This window comes from Streptomyces coryli (genome assembly GCF_011044975.1).
Lineage (GTDB): Bacteria > Actinomycetota > Actinomycetes > Streptomycetales > Streptomycetaceae > Streptomyces > Streptomyces coryli.
The window spans coordinates 106503-121675 of sequence record NZ_JAAKZV010000003.1 but is presented as its reverse complement, the minus strand read 5'-3'; the positions used below and the strand labels follow the sequence as shown (position 1 = coordinate 121675).

The following is a 15173-nucleotide window of genomic DNA, read 5'->3' as shown; positions in this document are numbered from 1 at the left end:
AGTTGTGTATAAGAGACAGGGGTGGGGGCTGTGTTCTGGTGGGACGGGGCGTCAGGCTCGGTGTGGGGGCGTGTCGAGGTGGATGAGATAGCCGATGAAGGTGCGGTCCTCCTGGGCGCTCTCCCAGCCGTCGGCCGTGGTGGTCGTGGTGAGGATGGCTGAGTCCTTTACCGGGGAGAGCGTGCGGTCGTCGGCTCCCGGTTCCGGTGCGTAGCGGCAGTGCACGGCATGGATGCTCGTCACCGTGCCTGTCGTGGTGGGGGTGCGGCTCGGGAGGCCGCCGTGGTGTTCCTCGGCGGCGTCGATTTCGGCGGTGGTCGCCGGGCCCAGGGGCTCGGCCAGCCAGTCCATGTCGGCGTCGCCGAGTGTCCAGGTCACCTCGTCGCCGATGGAGAACGGGGTGCCGCAGCACTGCAGCTGCCAGGCGTCCATCCAGACCGTCATCTCCATGCCTCTGTCTCTACCATCCGGCCCGGGGGTGAGGCGGGGGATTTACGGGCCGAGCGGCGGGGGCCGGTCCGTCCGTACGCGTCGGCGGCGAGGGGTGCCCGCCGTCAGCCCCTCAGTCGTCAGCCCGTCAGCCCGTCAGCCGACGAAGGCTCCCTCGCTCAGCACCGGCACCACGCCGCTGACATCCACCTCCGTGGCGATCGCGACGTCCTCCGCGAAGCCGCCCGCGATCAGCTCCCGCCCGGACGAGCTCTCACAGACGGCCGCGCCGGCGTCGGGGGTCGCCGTGAAGGCGGTCGCTGCCAGGGCCGCTTCCGGTGAGGGGGACTCGGCCCCGTGCGCCAGCAGCCCCGCGAGTACGGCGCCGGCGCCGATGAGATCCTCGAGCGCGGGGCGCAGGCTGTGCCGTCGGGCCAGCGTTCGCCTGCGGCGATGACGCCGACGGGGTGGTGGGGGGTGCCGTGGCCGTGGGTGGTGAGCCAGTGGGCGACGGCGGTCGCGTTTCGTAGCGAGGCGGCGAGCACCGTCGTGTGCTCGGTGGCCGCGGCGGCGATCGTCGAGCCGTTCGGGGACGGCAGCACCAGGCGCGGTGTGAACGGGGCGCGGCGCAACGCCGCCGGGGACAGGGACCACGGGGCGTCCTCCGTGGCCGCCCGCCGTCCCACCGCCAGCGTGGCGTCCATCTGCTCGGCGAAGGCCGCGGCGGATTCGTCACGCCAGCGGTACGGGAACACCCGCGCGCCCGCGTCCACCGCGACGGTCACCGACGTCGTGAACGACAGCACGTCTACGACCACCAGGCAGGAGACCTCACCCGCCAGGCGCTCCGCCCCTGCCGGACCCCACTCGAAGCGTGCGCCGTAACCGGACTGCTCGAAGACACCGCCCACGGCCGACGATCCTGCCACTGCGAGGGGAGGTGGCGCGCCCGGCTGTCGGTTCCCGGTGGGTGTGATCTTGTCGCCAGCCTCGACGGCTACCCGGGGACATGGTCAGCGCTCACTCACTCACATGTGACCGCATCCCGCGGCGTGTAGTGGGTCTTGAAAGTCTCCCGCCTGACCTCCTCGCCGCCGTTGCGGAAGATCCGGTCCACCTTGACGTCGAAGCCCTCCAGTGGCGTCTGCGGCTCGCACTTCTTCGGGTCGGGGTCGCCCTTGCGGGTGCCGGGCTCCTTGATCTTTGTGCGCGGGCCCTTGACCGAGTCGATCTCGTCGTACTTCTTGGTGCCGAGGAAGGAGATGGTGATCGAGTTCTGCGTCGCGGCCGCCTTGATGTAGATGGCGTTGCCGGAGTCGTTCTTGAACTTCAGGTCCAGGCGGCCCCAGGCCACCGTCGCCTCCCGGCCCTCCGGATAGCGCTCGATGTAGAACGAGTGCGCGCCGTGTTCCGTCGGGTCCACCCCGGCGAAGAAGATGGCGTTGTAGACCGTGGTGGCCACGGCGGAGACGCCGCCGCCGGTTGCCAGGGCGTACTTGCCGTCGTAGATCATGACGCCCTCGACGAAGCCGTTGGCCTTCGTGCGTTCGCCCACCGTGCGGTTGAAGCTCCACGTGTCTCCGGGCAGGACGACCGAGCCATTGATCAGCTCGGCGGCACGGCCGACGTTCTTCGTGCGGTACGGGGCGGCCGGGAAGTTCACCGTGAAGGTCGACATCTGTTCCGTGATGCCGAGGCGGGAGACGTTGTCCCGCGTGAGCGTGGGCTCCACCCGCTCCGTGGCCACCGGGCCGGTTCGGTCCTCGCCTTCCTTGGTCAGGAGGGGCAGCACCGCCTCCCGGAGGGTCGTCGCGGTCACTTCCTGTCCGGCCTTGCCGTCGGAAGCGACCACCACGCGTCCGCCTTCGACGCGCAGCTTGGCGTTCACCGACGGGTCGGTGATCTGCTGCAGCGGGCGGTGGACGGAGGGGTCGTTCAGCAGGCCGGCGGCGTCCAGCTGCGGGGTCAGGTCGCCGTCCTCGTCCGGCTCCAGGGTCAAGTGCGCGCCCAGGACCTCGGGGGTGATCTTTACCTTCCCGCGGTCGGTGGTCAGCGTCACCGGCTCCGACATCGCGGGTTCGGCGAGCTCCTCCATGGCGCGGCCGACCGCGGTGGCGTCCGCGCGGGGCTTGCTCTCGCGCAGCGGCAGCCGGACGGGGGCGTCGGCGGGAGCGGCCCGGCGTAGCGCCGCGAGGGCTGCGTGCATGTCCAGGGCCTGGCCGGTTCGCGGTCGTACGGGCACCGCCGCGCCCTGCTGGAAGCGGATCGCGCCGTGCCGGACCGGGTGGGCGTGGTCCCGCGCGAGCTCGCGGAGGGCGGCTCGTGCCTTCGGTTCGTCCATACGGATGACCGGTGCGGTGGCAGCGGCTGCGGTCCGTATGCCGAGGAGGCGGCCGATCACGGTGATCGGGTCCTTGCCGGAGCGGGACGCTTCGTGGGCGGTTCCGGCGCTGTCGAGGGTGAGGCCGGCGGCGCGCGTGTCGATGCTTCCGTGGTGGTCGCCGATGCGTACCGGGACCTTTGCCGGCCAGATCCGGCCCGTCTGCTCGGCCAGCTCGGCACGGGCGGTGGCGCGGTCCATGCCGCCGATGTCCACGCCGCGTACGTGCGTGCCCTCGGGTATGTCATCGTCTGCCGCCCGCAGCCCGGCGCCGTACAACGCGGCGAATCCGAGGCCGACGGCGCCCGCTGCCAGGGCGGCTCGGGGTATTCGGCGCCGCCCATCGGGCGCGGCGCCGGGACTGGATATTCGCCGCAGGCGCTGCACTGTCTCTCCCTGCTTCTCGACCACCGACGTCTCCGGCCGGACGCGATACGTCGATGGTGGCCCGGTCGGCCGCGGGCCGCCTCTTCAGCGGATCGATCGAGGCACGCGCTGCGGGTGCGGTGGGGGAGGGCGATCGTGGCGCGGCTCCCGTCGAGTGGCGCGGGTCCGACCATCGGTGTCGGTCGGCTGTCGGGAGCTGTCGGGAGCTATCGGGCCGATGTCGGTGGCTCGTCGGCGGGGCTTGCGACCTTTTCGGGAGACGGCCGGCCGGAGATCGCCGGGCGGCCCCGAACGCAAGGAGCCTGCTATGCACACCCCCGTCACGATCATCGGCGCCGGGCTCGGCGGCCTCACGCTCGCCCGCGTCCTGCACGTCCATGGCATCCCCGCCACCGTCTACGAGGCAGAGGCCTCCCCGGAGGCGCGGGCGCAGGGCGGGATGCTCGACATCCACGATTACAACGGTCAGCTCGCCCTCGAGGCGGCCGGGCTGATGGCGGAATTCCGAGGCCTCGTCCTGGAGGGCCGCGAGATGATGCGGGTCCTCGACAAGGACGGGGCGCTCCAGCTCGAGATAGCCGACGACGGTACGGGCGGGCGGCCGGAGGTGATGCGGGGCGAGCTGCGGCAGCTGCTGCTCGACTCGCTGCCGGCCGGGACCGTCCAGTGGGGCCGTAAGGTCAGCGGCGTCCATGCCCTTGGTGGCGGGCTGGCACGAGGTGGTTTTCGCCGCCACCGTGGATACGGACCTGCTGGTCGGCGCGGATGGCCCCTGGTCGCGGGTGCGTCCGCTGCTGTCCGACGCTACGCCCGCGTATGCCGGTACGTCGTTCGTCGAGACCTATCTGTTCGACAGCGAGACCCGGCACCCGGCCACCACGAAGGCGGTCGGCGGCGGGATGATGATGGCGCCCCTGCCGGGGCGGGTGATCTTCGCGCACCGGGAGCGCGGCGACACGCTGCACGCTTACGTGGCGCTGACCAGGTCGGCTGGACTGGTTTCGCCGGCATCGACTTCACTGAAGCTGCCGCGGCCACGGAGCGGATCGCCGCGGAGTTCGCCGGCTGGGCGCCGGAGCTCACGGCCCTGATCACCGACACCGACACCGCACCGGTCCTACGCCCCCACTACGCGCTGCCCGTCGGCCACCGGTGGGAGCGGGTGCCCGGCATAACCCTGCTCGGCGACGCCGCCCACCTCGCGGGCCCGAACGGCGAGGGCGCCAACCTGGCCATGCTCGACGGCGCCGAACTCGGCCAGGCCCTCGCGGCGCACCCCGGCGACACCCAGGCCGCGCTGAGCGCGTACGAGCAGGCCATGTTCCCCCGCAGCGCCGAGGCCGCCGCCTTCGAGGGCGCCGAGCTCCACGGCGTCGACTCCGCGGACAACACACCCCAGGGCCTGCTCGACATGATCGCCGAGAAGGGGCAATGAGCCGCGTCCGACTGCTGCTTGCGTCCGAGGCGGGCTGCTCGCATCTCGGCAGAAATCGATTCCCTTGCATCTGACGTCTCCCGGAAGAGCCGTCACACTGCGCTACGCAGCAGGGCGGGTGCATGTCAATCGACTTGCGCACGAGTCTTGCGAACACTCTCGTTCGTCACTCATTCTTGGCGTGAAAACGATTCCAAGGAGGTCGTGATGGGCGAAAGACGTCTCAGCCGCAGGCGCTTACTGAAGACCGCAGGCGGAATGACCGCCGCGATGGCCCTCGGCGGCGCCGGTGTCGTCGCTGCGGCCGCGCCGGCGAGCGCAGCCCCCGGGGACGGGTTCGGGCTGCGCATCGTGGAGCGCAATGAGGGCGATCCGCGGATGTGGTTCTACCGGTTCGCGACCGACGCGATCGGCTGGAATCCCGGGGTCAACGTCCTGCTGCCGGACGGCTATCACGACAGCGGGAGCGCCTATCCCGTCCTCTACCTCTTCCACGGCGGCGGTAGGGGCTCGGACTTCATCGAGTTCGACCGCTTCGGCATCCGGCAGCTGACCGCCGGCAAGCCTGTCATCGTCGTGATGCCCGACGGCGGGCACGCCGGCTGGTACTCCAATCCGGTCGGCTCCAACACCGGGCCGCGGAACTGGGAGACCTTCCACATCAACCAGCTGCTCCCGTGGGTCGACGCCAACTTCCGCACCCACGCCGAGTACGACGGCCGCGGCGTCGGCGGGTTCTCGATGGGCGGGTTCGGTGCGCTGAAGTACGCGGCCAAGTACTACGGGCACTTCGCCTCGGTGAGCTCCCACTCGGGTCCTGCCAGCCTGCGCCGCGACTCCGGTCTCGTCGTGCACTGGGCCAACGCGACCTCCGCGGCCCTCGATCTGGGCGGCGCGACCGTCTACGGGGCGCCGCTGTGGGACGAGGCCAGGGTCAGCGCGGACAACCCCGTCGAGCGCATCGGCAGCTACCGGGACAAGCGGGTGTTCCTGGTCGCCGGGACCAGCCCGGACCCGGTCAACTGGTTCGACACGGCCAACGAGACCCAGGTGCTCGCCGGGCAGCGGGAGTTCCGGGCCCGGCTCGGGGACGCCGGGATCCCGCACGAGTGGCACGAGGAGCCCGGCGGGCACGTCTTCCGTCCCGGCATCTTCAGCCGCGACCTCGACGGCATCCTCGGCCGCCTCCGGCCCGCCGGCTAAGCCTTGCCGGCTAAGCCTTTCCGCGTCGTGAGCGGTCGGGTGTCAGCCGCAGCGTGATGATCGTCGTCGCCAGCATCTGGTAGTGGCCGACGAGCAGCAGGAACTCGATCGCCGTCGGCTCGTCCAGATACTCGCGCAGCTCCTCCCAGGTCGCATCGTCGAGGTCCTGGCGGTCGTTGAGCTCGTCGACCGCCGTCAGCATGGCCCGCTCCCGCGGTGACCAGCCCGGCGCCTTCGGGCCCTCGACGATGCGCTCCAGGTCGGCCGGGCCGACGCCGGCGCGGCGGCCGAGGCGGCGGTGGTGCTCGAACTCGTAGGCGCAGTCGCGCAGATGGGCCACCCGCAGGATCATCAGCTCGCTCTCCCGTCGGGGCAGCGTGCCGCGCGGCATAAGCTGGGCCGCGAAGCGCAGCCAGCCGCGGAAGAGCTTGCGGTGCCGGCCCAGGGTGAGGAAGAGCGCGGGCGGGCGGGTGCCGGCGACGAGGCCCGCGCCCTGGCTGAAGACCCAGGTGCGCAGGCCGACTTCGCGCCGGTCGCCGGGGCGGATGCGCGGGCCGGTCATCGGCTGCCTGCCTTGGTCGGGGCCGCGGGATCTGCGGGATCCGAGGGGTCCGCAGGGGCCGAGGACTGCTTCAGCACTCGCTCAGCCGCGTCGTTCAGCACCCGCATCGCCAGCGAGTAGAGCGGCGGGATCACGCGCTGGAGCCCGTACGCGGCCCGTACCCGGGTGGAGGTGTGCACGAGGTACCGGTTGCGGCGGATACCGGTCAGGATCGCCGCCGCCACCTCGTCGGGGGTGGACGCGCGTTTACGGAAGGACTCCTGGAAGTCGTGGAAGGCCGGCTGGGTCTGGTCCACGCCGACGATCTCCACCGTGTTCGTGAGCGGGGTGTCCACGGCGCCCGGGCAGACCAGGCTGACGCCGATGCCGTGCCGGCGCAGGTCGAAGCGGAGCACCTCGGAGACGCCGCGCAGGCCGAACTTCGCCGCGCTGTACGCCGCGTGCCAGGGCAGGCCGATGAGGGCGGCGGCGGAGGAGACGTTGACGAGGTGGCCGCCGCGGCCCGCCACGATCATCTGCGGCACGAAGGCCTCGATGACGTGGATCGGGCCCATCAGGTTGACCTCGACCATCGCTCGCCAGTGGCGGTGCTCCAGGTTCTCCACCGTGCCCCAGGTGGAGATGCCGGCCACGTTCATCACCACGTCCATCGAGCCGAATTCGGCGTGGATGTCCGCGGCCAGCGTCATGACGGCGTCGTAATCGCTGACGTCGGCGGGGTCGGCGCGGCGGACCTTGCCGCCGCGGGCGCGTACCGCCTCGGCGGCCTTGGCGAGCCCGGCCGCATTGATGTCGGTGAGGAACAGCTCGGCGCCCTCGGCCGCGGCGCGCAGGGCCACAGCCCGCCCTATGCCGCTCGCCGCGCCGGTGACGAACACCCGCTGTCCGCGCAGGTCCTTGCGTGCTGGTCGTCGCATGGCGGGCACGCTAGCACCGGTGAACACAGGTGTACATGAAGGGTCGTCAGGTGAGACGCAGACGGTCGTACGTGCAGGTGTGGATGTCTTTCACGTACATAGTCGTTCCCCATGTACGACAGTGTTCGTCAATGCTAGGGTGCGCCGCACCGCGAGAAACGGGAGGCACAAGTGAGCGAAGGACGCACCGACTTCAGGAGATCGGCCGCGGTCGCGGTCCCCGCGCTGCTGGCCGTGGGCGCGATGGGGGTGGCGATGGCGGAGGGCGCGATGGCCGCGACGTTCGCGGTCTCCGGCACCAACTTCAAGGTCAGTTCGGGGAAGCTGAGCAGCGATGGCCTCGCCTCGTACGTCGACGTGGACCGTTCCGCGGACGGCAAGGGGCACCCGGTCTCCCTGCTGGCCATGAACAACGTGGAGCTGTCCACCATCTGCCAGTCCACCAAGGTCAAGACCCCCGTCGGGACCGTGGTGTTCCGGCTGCAGGCGGGCGGGGAGGCCGGACCGGTCACGGCCGACAAGCTCGTCATCGACGCCGACGACCTCACCGGCGACTCGCAGTTCGGCAGCGCGCAGATCGGCCGCGACGCCGCCTCGCTCGACAACGTCCCCGGCGTGAAGGGCAAGGCGGGCGGATTCGGGCTGCAGGTCGACGACGTCAACGTCTCCGGCGTGAGGTCCCGCGCCTGGACCGCCATGGGCGGGAACTTCAAGCTCAAGGGAATGCGGATCAACCTCGGGCTGGACGGCAAGGAATGCTACTGACGTCGAAGCGCGCCGAGTGGGGCGCCCGGCTCGACGCCCGGCTGCCGCAGCCGGAGTTGCGGGCGGCGCTGCGCGGCTGGCGGCGGAACCGGCCGTTCTGGGGCGGGCTGCTGCTCATGGCCGCCGGGGCCGAGCTGCTGATCGTGCCGCTGTCCCCGTTCGGCGTGCTGATCTCGCTGGGCATCGGCGGGCTCGCGGCCATCGCGATCGGGCTGGCGCTGATTCTCGCCGGTGGCTTTCTGTGGGCGGCGCCACATGCGAGGACGTATGTGAGCCTCAACGCGCTGCTGCTGTCGGTGCTGTCGTTCGCGGCCACGGCGCCGGGGCCGTAGGCTCCTCGGCCTGCTGCTCCCGGCCGCGCTGCTGACCGCGGTCGGCGATCCCACCGCCTCCGACGCGCAGGCCGCGCCCGCGGACGGGGCCGGTCGGGTGGCGCTGGCGCCGGCCGCGATCACCACCGACCGGTTCTCGCCCGAGGGCTTCGCCTTCGCCGGCACCGAGGAGGTGCGGACGGCGAAGGGGCCGATGAAGGTGATCGTGCTGCGGATGAAGGCGGCGACTCTGACCGACTACCGGCTCAGCACCCGCGACTCCGGCGGCGCGCAGCAAGAGCTGACCGCCGACCGGATCGAGATGCGCGGCCATGTGACGCTGTACATGCGGCGCTTCGCCGGCTGCATCCAGGGCACGCCGCTGTGCCTGAGCTTCTCCCCGGAGACGCTGCCGGCGCCGCCGGTCGTGCCGCCCTTCGTCTACATGACGAAGGTGCGGGCCGAACAGGCGCTGATCACTACGGACTCCATCAAGGTGGACAACCTCGGCATTACGACGAGGGGCGCGCCGGCGGTGGAGTTGGACTACGGCGGTACGAAGCCGGCGGACGAGCAGCGGGCGGAGGGGAAGCAGGACGATCGCGAGGACGAGGGCGAGGCCAAGGGCGAGGGCAAGGACAAGGACAAGGGCGAGGACCGTAACGGACCAGGACTGCCCGGCCGGCGCGAGGAGCGGCCCCCGGAGAAGCAGCCGGGCGACCTGAAGCTCACCGACCTCGAACGCGCCCCCTCCGACGTCCCCTGGTGCGAAAAGGTCACCCTCACCGTCCGCAACACCGGCGGCCGCACCATCTCCGGCGCCGACGTCACCTTCACCTCGCACATCGTCGGCGCCATCGGCGTCGACTGGGTCACCGAGACGTCGCGCCGCGAACTGCCGGACCTGAAGGCGGACGACGACGTCACGAAGACCTGGAGGGTCTGCGTGGACGAGAAGCACGCGCCGAGGTTCCTGCTCGGCCGGCATCTGGAGCACGAGGCGGCGGTCGACTACCCGGGCCCGGGCAGTGCGGGAGAGCCGGTGCCCGTCCCGTACCCGTGAGTTCCGTACGCCAAGGGCCTCGTGTACGCGGTTGTTCTTCGACTGTTAGGGTCCGTCCATGTCCAGCGCGCCCCTGCCCAGCGGCAGGCACCATCTCTCCCGTGAGCAGGTCGTCGCCTCGCAGCGGAGCCGGATGCTGGCTGCCATGGCGGAAGCAATGATGGAAAAGGGGTATGTCGGCACGCCGGTGGCCGAGATCATCCGGCGGGCCGGCGTCTCCCGCGAGACGTTCTATCAGCAATTCCGCTCCAAGCAGGACTGTTTCATCCAGGCCCTCGACACCGGCACGGACGTGCTCGCCCGGCTGCTGGAGCTGGCCGCCGACGACCGTCTCGAGCAGGCCGCCGCCGGCGGGCCGCTCGCGCCGCCGGCGCAGTTCCGCCGCCTGCTGCACATCTATCTGCGTACGCTCGCCGACGAGCCCGCGCTCGCCCGCGTCTTCCTCGTCGAGGTGTACGCGGCCGGGCCCGAGGCGATGGAGCGCCGCCGCGAGGTGCAGGGCCGCTTCGCGGAAGCCATCGCCGACATCTTCGACGCCCGCACCCCGGACGCCCGCTTCGCCTGCGACGCCCTGGTCGCCGCCACCGCCCAACTGGTCACTACCCACCTGGTCACCGGCGACCTCGACGCCCTCCGCGCTCTTGAGGAACCCCTGGCCGAGCTGGCGGACCGGCTGCTGGGCTGAGTCTGCTCCCGGGACGGATTGCAGTAGCCTCCACGGATCTGACAGCGCATGATGGGGGACCTGTTCGTGATCGGCCTCGGTATCTTTCTCGGTCTGCTGGCCCTTGCCTTCCTTGGCATGGCCTTCGTCGACCAACGGAAGCTGTGGTGGAACTGGCGGGCGCGCTGGTACCGCAACCCCGAGGCGAACGAACCCTCGGACCTCGCGCTCGGCCGGCAGCGCCTGTCCTTCGTCGCAGCGGCGGCGATGATGGCCTTCGCCACCTATCAGGTGCTCAGCGCCGGGATCGTGGTGCATGACGAATCCAAGTGGAGTCAGGACGAGGTGCGTGCGGCAGCCGAGCAGGCGGGCCGTGACCTGGAGAGCTCCCCGAAGATGCAGCACGACGCGGTGGACGTCGGCGACGTCGAGCTGGCGCTGCCCAACGACACCGAGTTCGCGGCCGAGGAGCAACTGACGGTGGAGGAGTCGGGGGCCGACTCGTACGTCATCTCGGCGGAGGGGCAGTACCCGCAATGCCTGACCCTCAAGACCTCTCGCGGCAGTGACTCGATCACCGTCCCGAACGGGTCCGGGGACGGTGCTGAGACGGTGCCGCTGGACCGGATCAAGGCGGAGGTCGCACAGGGGGCATGCTGAGAGGTCGTAGACGGACGTTCTCAGCTTTCGTCGTCCGCGGCCAGTTCCCAGTCGAGTTCCCACAGGCGTAGCAGGCCGTCGTGGGAGCCGGTCAGCAGGTAGCGGTCGTCGGCGCTGAGGGCCAGGTCGTACAGCTCGTCGTCGTGCTCTTCCAGGGTGTGAACGCAGCGGCCGGTGGCCGTCTCCCAGATGCGTACGGTCCCGTACTCGTCTCCGGTGACCGCGAAACGGCCGTCGGAGGTCAGGCGGCCCACCCCCACCTCGCCCGACCGGTCGTCGGGGTCGTCGAGCTCGTCAGGGTCGATCACGTCGTCGAAGCCCCTGATGAACGTCCCGGTGCGGGCGTCGGCGAGCCACGTGGTGTGGCCGAGATGGTCGCCGGTGAGGAGCACCGTGCTGCCGTCGGGGCTGAGGCAGGCGGAGCCGACCCAGGAGTCCGGGTGCTCGATGGTCACGCAGGCGCCGCTGACCACGTTCCAGATGCGTACCGTCTTGTCCATGCCGAAGGAGACGGCCTGCCGCATGTCGGCGCTGACCCACAAATGCTCCACGAGCTTGCTGCCCCCGTTCGCCAGCGTCCGCAGGCATGTGCCCGTGCCGAGGTCCCACAGCCGCAGCGCGTCGTCCCCGCAGATGCCGAGCGCGACCCGTCCGTCGTAGGCGAAGCCGACCGAGCGGCGGAGCGCCGTGCCGTATCCGGCGCGAAGGTCCGGCACCCGGCCGCCGGTCTTGCGAGTGTCCAGGCGGTACAGCCACGGGCCGCCGGACGTCCGCCAGACGCCCATCAGGTGGCCGCTGCCGGCGGCCAGTTGCTCGCCGTCCGCGCTGAGCCAGAGCGAGCTCACGCTGCTGATCTTCTGCTCGCGCAGCAGGGTGCCGTCGGCGGTGTTGTACAGGCGGATCGGCCCCTGGCCGCGATCGCCCGCGCAGGCCACGATCCGCCCGTCGCCGGAGATGGCGAGCGAGGAGCCCTGGAACGCGCCGGGCCAGCTGCGGGCCGCGGATACGGCGCGCAGCCCGACGCGGCGCGTCCGCGTACCGAGCTTGCGCCAGGCGGCCAGCACCTGCGGGGAGCGCTCGTGCCCCGGCACGCCGCGGGCCTGCCGGAGGACGTCGAGCGCGGTGGCCTTCCTGCCCTCCGACATCGCCTGCTCGGCCGCGGCCACCAACTCCCGTGCCCGGCGGCCGTGATCGCCGAGTTCGCGCGGCGCCCGCGGCCGGCTGAGCAGCGGTGCCGCGGTGAACTCGGCGGGCAGATGCCATTCCCACCGGCGCACTTCGCCGCCGCCGAAGGAGACCGCCGAGCGGCCGTCCGGGGCCATCTGGACGCGGTCGACGCCCTCTTCATGCCCGTGGAAGGTGCGCAGACAGCGCCCCGTGGCCGTGTCCCATAGCCAGATGGCGGGGTGATCGTCACTCGCCGCCAGCAGGAAGCGGCCGTCGCGCCCGAGCGCAAGCGCGGAGATGTAGTGCATCATTCCCTGCGGTCCGAGCAGGGTGCGGATCAGCCGGCCGGTGTCGACGTCCCACAGCTGGATCGCGTAGCGCAGCTTGTCCGTTGTCGCCACGGCCAGGCTGCGGCCGTCGGAGCTCAGGCAGACGCCGCTGACGTAATGCACGTCGGGCACCTTCCAGATGGCCTTTCCGGTTTCCAGGTCCCATACGCGGACGCTCTCGTTCAGCTTGCCCGCCAGGGTCACGGCCCGGCGGCCGTCGGCGCTGATCTCGACGCGGGACTGGGCCTCTTGGACTTCGTTCCTGAAGGTCTGCCGCCGGCCGAAGGGGAACTCCCAGGCCGCGAGCCTGCCGTTGAACAGCGTCGCGGCCATCCCGCCGTCACCGCTCAGCCGCAGGGACTTCCACCGGGCCAGGCTCGGACTGCCCTGCGGCAGCGCGGCCCCCAGGCTCCGGCCCGCCGCGAGATCCCAGGAGCACAGCACGCCGTCCTGGTCGACGGATACGCCGAACCGGCCGTCGGCGCTGACGTCGAAGGCGACGACCTTCTTGCGGTGTCTGTCGAAGGTGTCCCGGCATGCCCCGCTGTCCAGATCCCACAGCAGCAGCGGCCCTTCCCCGCCGCTGGACAGCGCCAGTGCCCCGTCCGCGCTCGTACGGAAGTCGTCCCGCTCGCCCCACGGCAGCGGGCGCCGCTCGAGCCCGCGGACCTCGCCGCCCCAGCCCGACTCCAGCGCGTCGCGCACCGGTCCGGCCGCGTCGGCGGCGGGCCGCTCGCGCTCCATGTCCTGCAGCAGCCGCCGCGCGTTGAGGCGGTCGCCGCGCTCCAGATGCAGCTGGGCGAGCAGATTGCGGATCTCCCAGTCACCGGCACCGGTACCGGTCCCCACGTCCGCGTCCGCCTGCAGCGAGGTGACGGCCGCGATCGCCTCCGCGTCCGTGATCGTCCCGCTCCGCCAGCGATGCAGGGCCTGGTTGTACGTGGCCGCCAGATGCCGCGGGTCGGCGGCGAGGGCCGCGGCGAAGGCCTCCTCGGCCTCCGCGGTCCGGCCCAGGTCGAGCAGCGACAGGGCCCGGTTGCCGAGCTCATCGGCCCGCAGGTCGGCGGCGGTCGGGGCGGGGCGGCCGTACGGCGTGCCGGTACTCCGGGCGTAGATCCCGGTCAGCTCCCGCGCGCACTCCGCCAGCGACGCGGGGCGCTGCTCCGGCTCCTGGGCCAGGCAGCGCGCGAGCAGCCCGGCCAGTTCGTCCGGCATGCCGGGCCGCCCGTCCGCGGGACCCTCCTCCCGGTACGCGTCCAGCGCCGCCCCCGCCACCGGCCCGGCCATCCAGGTCACGCCGCCGGTGAACATCTCCAGTACGGACACGGCGTAGCTGTAGACGTCGGTGCGCCGGCCGAGGCGGTCGCCGGCGAGCTGCTCGGGGGACGCGTACGGGAGGGTCATGCCGGCGCGTGTGACGAGGGGGTCCGGAGCGGATTCCGGCGGGGCGCCGAGGCCGGCCGCGCCCCTGGCCAGACCGAAGTCGGTCACCTTCACCGTGCCGTCGGCCTCCAGCAGGGCGTTCGCGGGCTTTACGTCCTGGTGCACCAGGCCACGGCTGTGCGCGTGGTCGAGGCCCCAGGCGAGCTGGATCGCGATGTCCAGGATCCGCGGCGTCGCCGCCTCGCCGTCCGCGTACAGGCGGCCGTCCGCGATCCACTCGGCGAGGCTGCCGCCGCCGACGTACTCGGCGAATACCCGCGGCACGCCGTCGAGCAGCCGCACGTAATGGCAGCCGCAGACATGCGGATGCAGGCCCAGCGCCACCCAGTTCTCCGCCTCGGCGACGAAGCTCTCCAGGAACCCCGGCGCGGAAAGCAGCTCCGGGCGCGGTGCCTTCACCGCCAGGTCGATGCCCCACTCCCGGTGCCGCACCCGGTGGACCACGCCCATGCCGCCCTGCTCGTGCCGGTGCAGCACCTCGTAGCGGCCGGCGACGACATCGCCGACCTGCCAACTGCCACCGGCCTGGTGGCCGTACGCTTCCCGCATCGTTCGGTCTCCCCGTTCCGGTCTGTGCGAAGGTCGCCAGGCGGATGATTCCTCAACCACCGCTGGCAGGTATAACTGCGTCATGCCACGTCGTAAGGAGCCGCCGACCCGGGACCGTCTCGTCGACGCGGGCCTGCGGCTGCTCGAGGACGGCGGGCCCGAGAGCCTGTCGGCGCGCAAGGTGTGCGCCGAGATCGGGGCGTCGAGCATGGCGGTCTACACGTACTTCGACGGCATGGCCGGGCTGTACGAGGCGCTGACGCTGGAGGCGTTCGCCCGCTTCGACCGGCGGCTGGCCGAGGCGCCGCGGACCACCGACCCGGTGCAGGACGTCTTCGCCATCGGCCTGGCCTACCGGGATTACGCGCTCGCCCATCCGCAGCGCTACCGGCTCATGTTCGGTGCGACCGCGCCCGGAGCCGGGCTGCCGCCGGTGCACGACCTGACGGCCGAGCGCAGCGCGAGCCCGGCGCCGATCGCCAACGCCTCCTTCGAGCAGCTGGTCACCGTGGTCCGCCGGTCGATGGCGGCCGGCCGGCTCCGGGAGGACGACGCGAGCGCCGTCGCCGGGCAGTTGTGGACCATGGTGCACGGCTTCGTGCTGCTGGAGGTCAGCGGCTGGTTCGGCTACGACGGCCAGGGGGTCTTCGACATCCTCGCCCCGCACTGCGTCAACCTCCTGGTCGGCCTGGGCGACGAACGGGAGGCGGCCGAGGGCTCGATGGTCGCCGCCGCCCCCGACCCGGAGACCTTCCGGACGCCGGCCCCGGCGGCCGGCGCGCTTCCGGGGACCAGGCGCGGGCCTCGCCCGCGCCGCCCGGGTTGATCCCGTATCGCCGCATGACATTGTTATGTCCGCCACCGTAATGGATTACCGTGCCTCCGGGTGCGGAGAACGGGGGATCGCGA

13 protein-coding genes and 2 pseudogenes are annotated in these 15173 nt (G+C 71.6%); 8 read left to right on the top strand and 7 right to left on the bottom strand.

What is annotated here, in order from left to right:
• Nucleotides 1–51: 51 nt before the first annotated feature.
• From G5C51_RS02020 to G5C51_RS02010, 4 genes and pseudogenes are all read right to left on the bottom strand, one after another.
• Nucleotides 52–450 carry a DUF6578 domain-containing protein gene (locus G5C51_RS02020; protein ID WP_165230472.1) on the bottom strand — a complete coding sequence of 133 codons (399 nt, stop codon included), beginning with the start codon at nt 448–450 and terminating at the stop codon, nt 52–54.
• 135 nt (nt 451–585) lie between these two features.
• The gene (locus G5C51_RS43660) at nt 586–795 is read right to left on the bottom strand and encodes a hypothetical protein (protein WP_276617579.1); all 210 of its coding nucleotides are present in this window, start codon (nt 793–795) and stop codon (nt 586–588) included.
• Nucleotides 796–929: 134 nt separating this feature from the next.
• Nucleotides 930–1202: pseudogene (locus G5C51_RS43655) on the bottom strand (2-phosphosulfolactate phosphatase); the annotation flags it as partial.
• Nucleotides 1203–1453: 251 nt separating this feature from the next.
• Nucleotides 1454–3196 carry a VanW family protein gene (locus G5C51_RS02010; protein ID WP_165230469.1) on the bottom strand — a complete coding sequence of 581 codons (1743 nt, stop codon included), beginning with the start codon at nt 3194–3196 and terminating at the stop codon, nt 1454–1456.
• A 307-nt stretch (nt 3197–3503) separates the two neighbouring features.
• Between G5C51_RS02010 and G5C51_RS02005 the strand changes: the two are divergent.
• Nucleotides 3504–4631 (top strand): annotated as a pseudogene (locus tag G5C51_RS02005) (FAD-dependent oxidoreductase).
• 207 nt (nt 4632–4838) lie between these two features.
• Nucleotides 4839–5834 (top strand): alpha/beta hydrolase, encoded by a 996-nt coding sequence (locus G5C51_RS02000; RefSeq protein ID WP_165230466.1) that lies wholly within the window; start codon nt 4839–4841, stop codon nt 5832–5834.
• Nucleotides 5835–5844: 10 nt separating this feature from the next.
• Here the strand turns inward: G5C51_RS02000 and G5C51_RS01995 are convergent, their stop codons facing one another.
• Together G5C51_RS01995 and G5C51_RS01990 are read right to left on the bottom strand one after the other, a co-directional pair.
• Entirely contained in the window at nt 5845–6396 is a 552-nt protein-coding gene (locus G5C51_RS01995) for a carboxymuconolactone decarboxylase family protein (protein WP_165230462.1), read from the bottom strand.
• Nucleotides 6393–7313, bottom strand: a complete 921-nt coding sequence (locus tag G5C51_RS01990) for an SDR family oxidoreductase (protein ID WP_165230459.1) — start codon at nt 7311–7313, stop codon at nt 6393–6395. Before G5C51_RS01990 ends, G5C51_RS01995 begins: the two co-directional genes overlap by 4 nt.
• A gap of 171 nt (nt 7314–7484) precedes the next feature.
• On the opposite strand from G5C51_RS01990, the gene G5C51_RS01985 reads away from it, so the two are divergent.
• The 5 genes from G5C51_RS01985 to G5C51_RS01970 all read left to right on the top strand — a co-directional run bounded on the left by G5C51_RS01985 (nt 7485) and on the right by G5C51_RS01970 (nt 10776).
• The gene (locus G5C51_RS01985; protein ID WP_165230456.1) at nt 7485–8078 is read left to right on the top strand and encodes a DUF6230 family protein; all 594 of its coding nucleotides are present in this window, start codon (nt 7485–7487) and stop codon (nt 8076–8078) included.
• A complete protein-coding gene (locus tag G5C51_RS42470; RefSeq protein WP_206313311.1) occupies nt 8069–8410 on the top strand; it encodes a DUF6114 domain-containing protein in 342 nt (113 codons plus the stop codon). The genes G5C51_RS01985 and G5C51_RS42470 overlap by 10 nt, the downstream gene beginning before the upstream one ends.
• Before the next feature lie 97 nt (nt 8411–8507).
• A complete protein-coding gene (locus G5C51_RS42465; RefSeq protein ID WP_206313310.1) occupies nt 8508–9452 on the top strand; it encodes a hypothetical protein in 945 nt (314 codons plus the stop codon).
• A 58-nt stretch (nt 9453–9510) separates the two neighbouring features.
• Nucleotides 9511–10137, top strand: coding sequence for a TetR/AcrR family transcriptional regulator (locus G5C51_RS01975; RefSeq protein ID WP_165230453.1), 627 nt, complete (start codon nt 9511–9513; stop codon nt 10135–10137).
• A 48-nt stretch (nt 10138–10185) separates the two neighbouring features.
• Nucleotides 10186–10776 (top strand): hypothetical protein, encoded by a 591-nt coding sequence (locus G5C51_RS01970; protein ID WP_165230450.1) that lies wholly within the window; start codon nt 10186–10188, stop codon nt 10774–10776.
• Between the two features lie 20 nt (nt 10777–10796).
• Here the strand turns inward: G5C51_RS01970 and G5C51_RS01965 are convergent, their stop codons facing one another.
• Nucleotides 10797–14264, bottom strand: a complete 3468-nt coding sequence (locus G5C51_RS01965) for a WD40 repeat domain-containing serine/threonine protein kinase (RefSeq protein WP_165230447.1) — start codon at nt 14262–14264, stop codon at nt 10797–10799.
• An 82-nt stretch (nt 14265–14346) separates the two neighbouring features.
• Here G5C51_RS01965 and G5C51_RS01960 point away from each other — a divergent pair, with 82 nt between their 5' ends.
• A complete protein-coding gene (locus tag G5C51_RS01960; RefSeq protein WP_165230444.1) occupies nt 14347–15090 on the top strand; it encodes a TetR/AcrR family transcriptional regulator in 744 nt (247 codons plus the stop codon).
• The last annotated feature ends 83 nt before the right edge of the window (nt 15091–15173 follow it).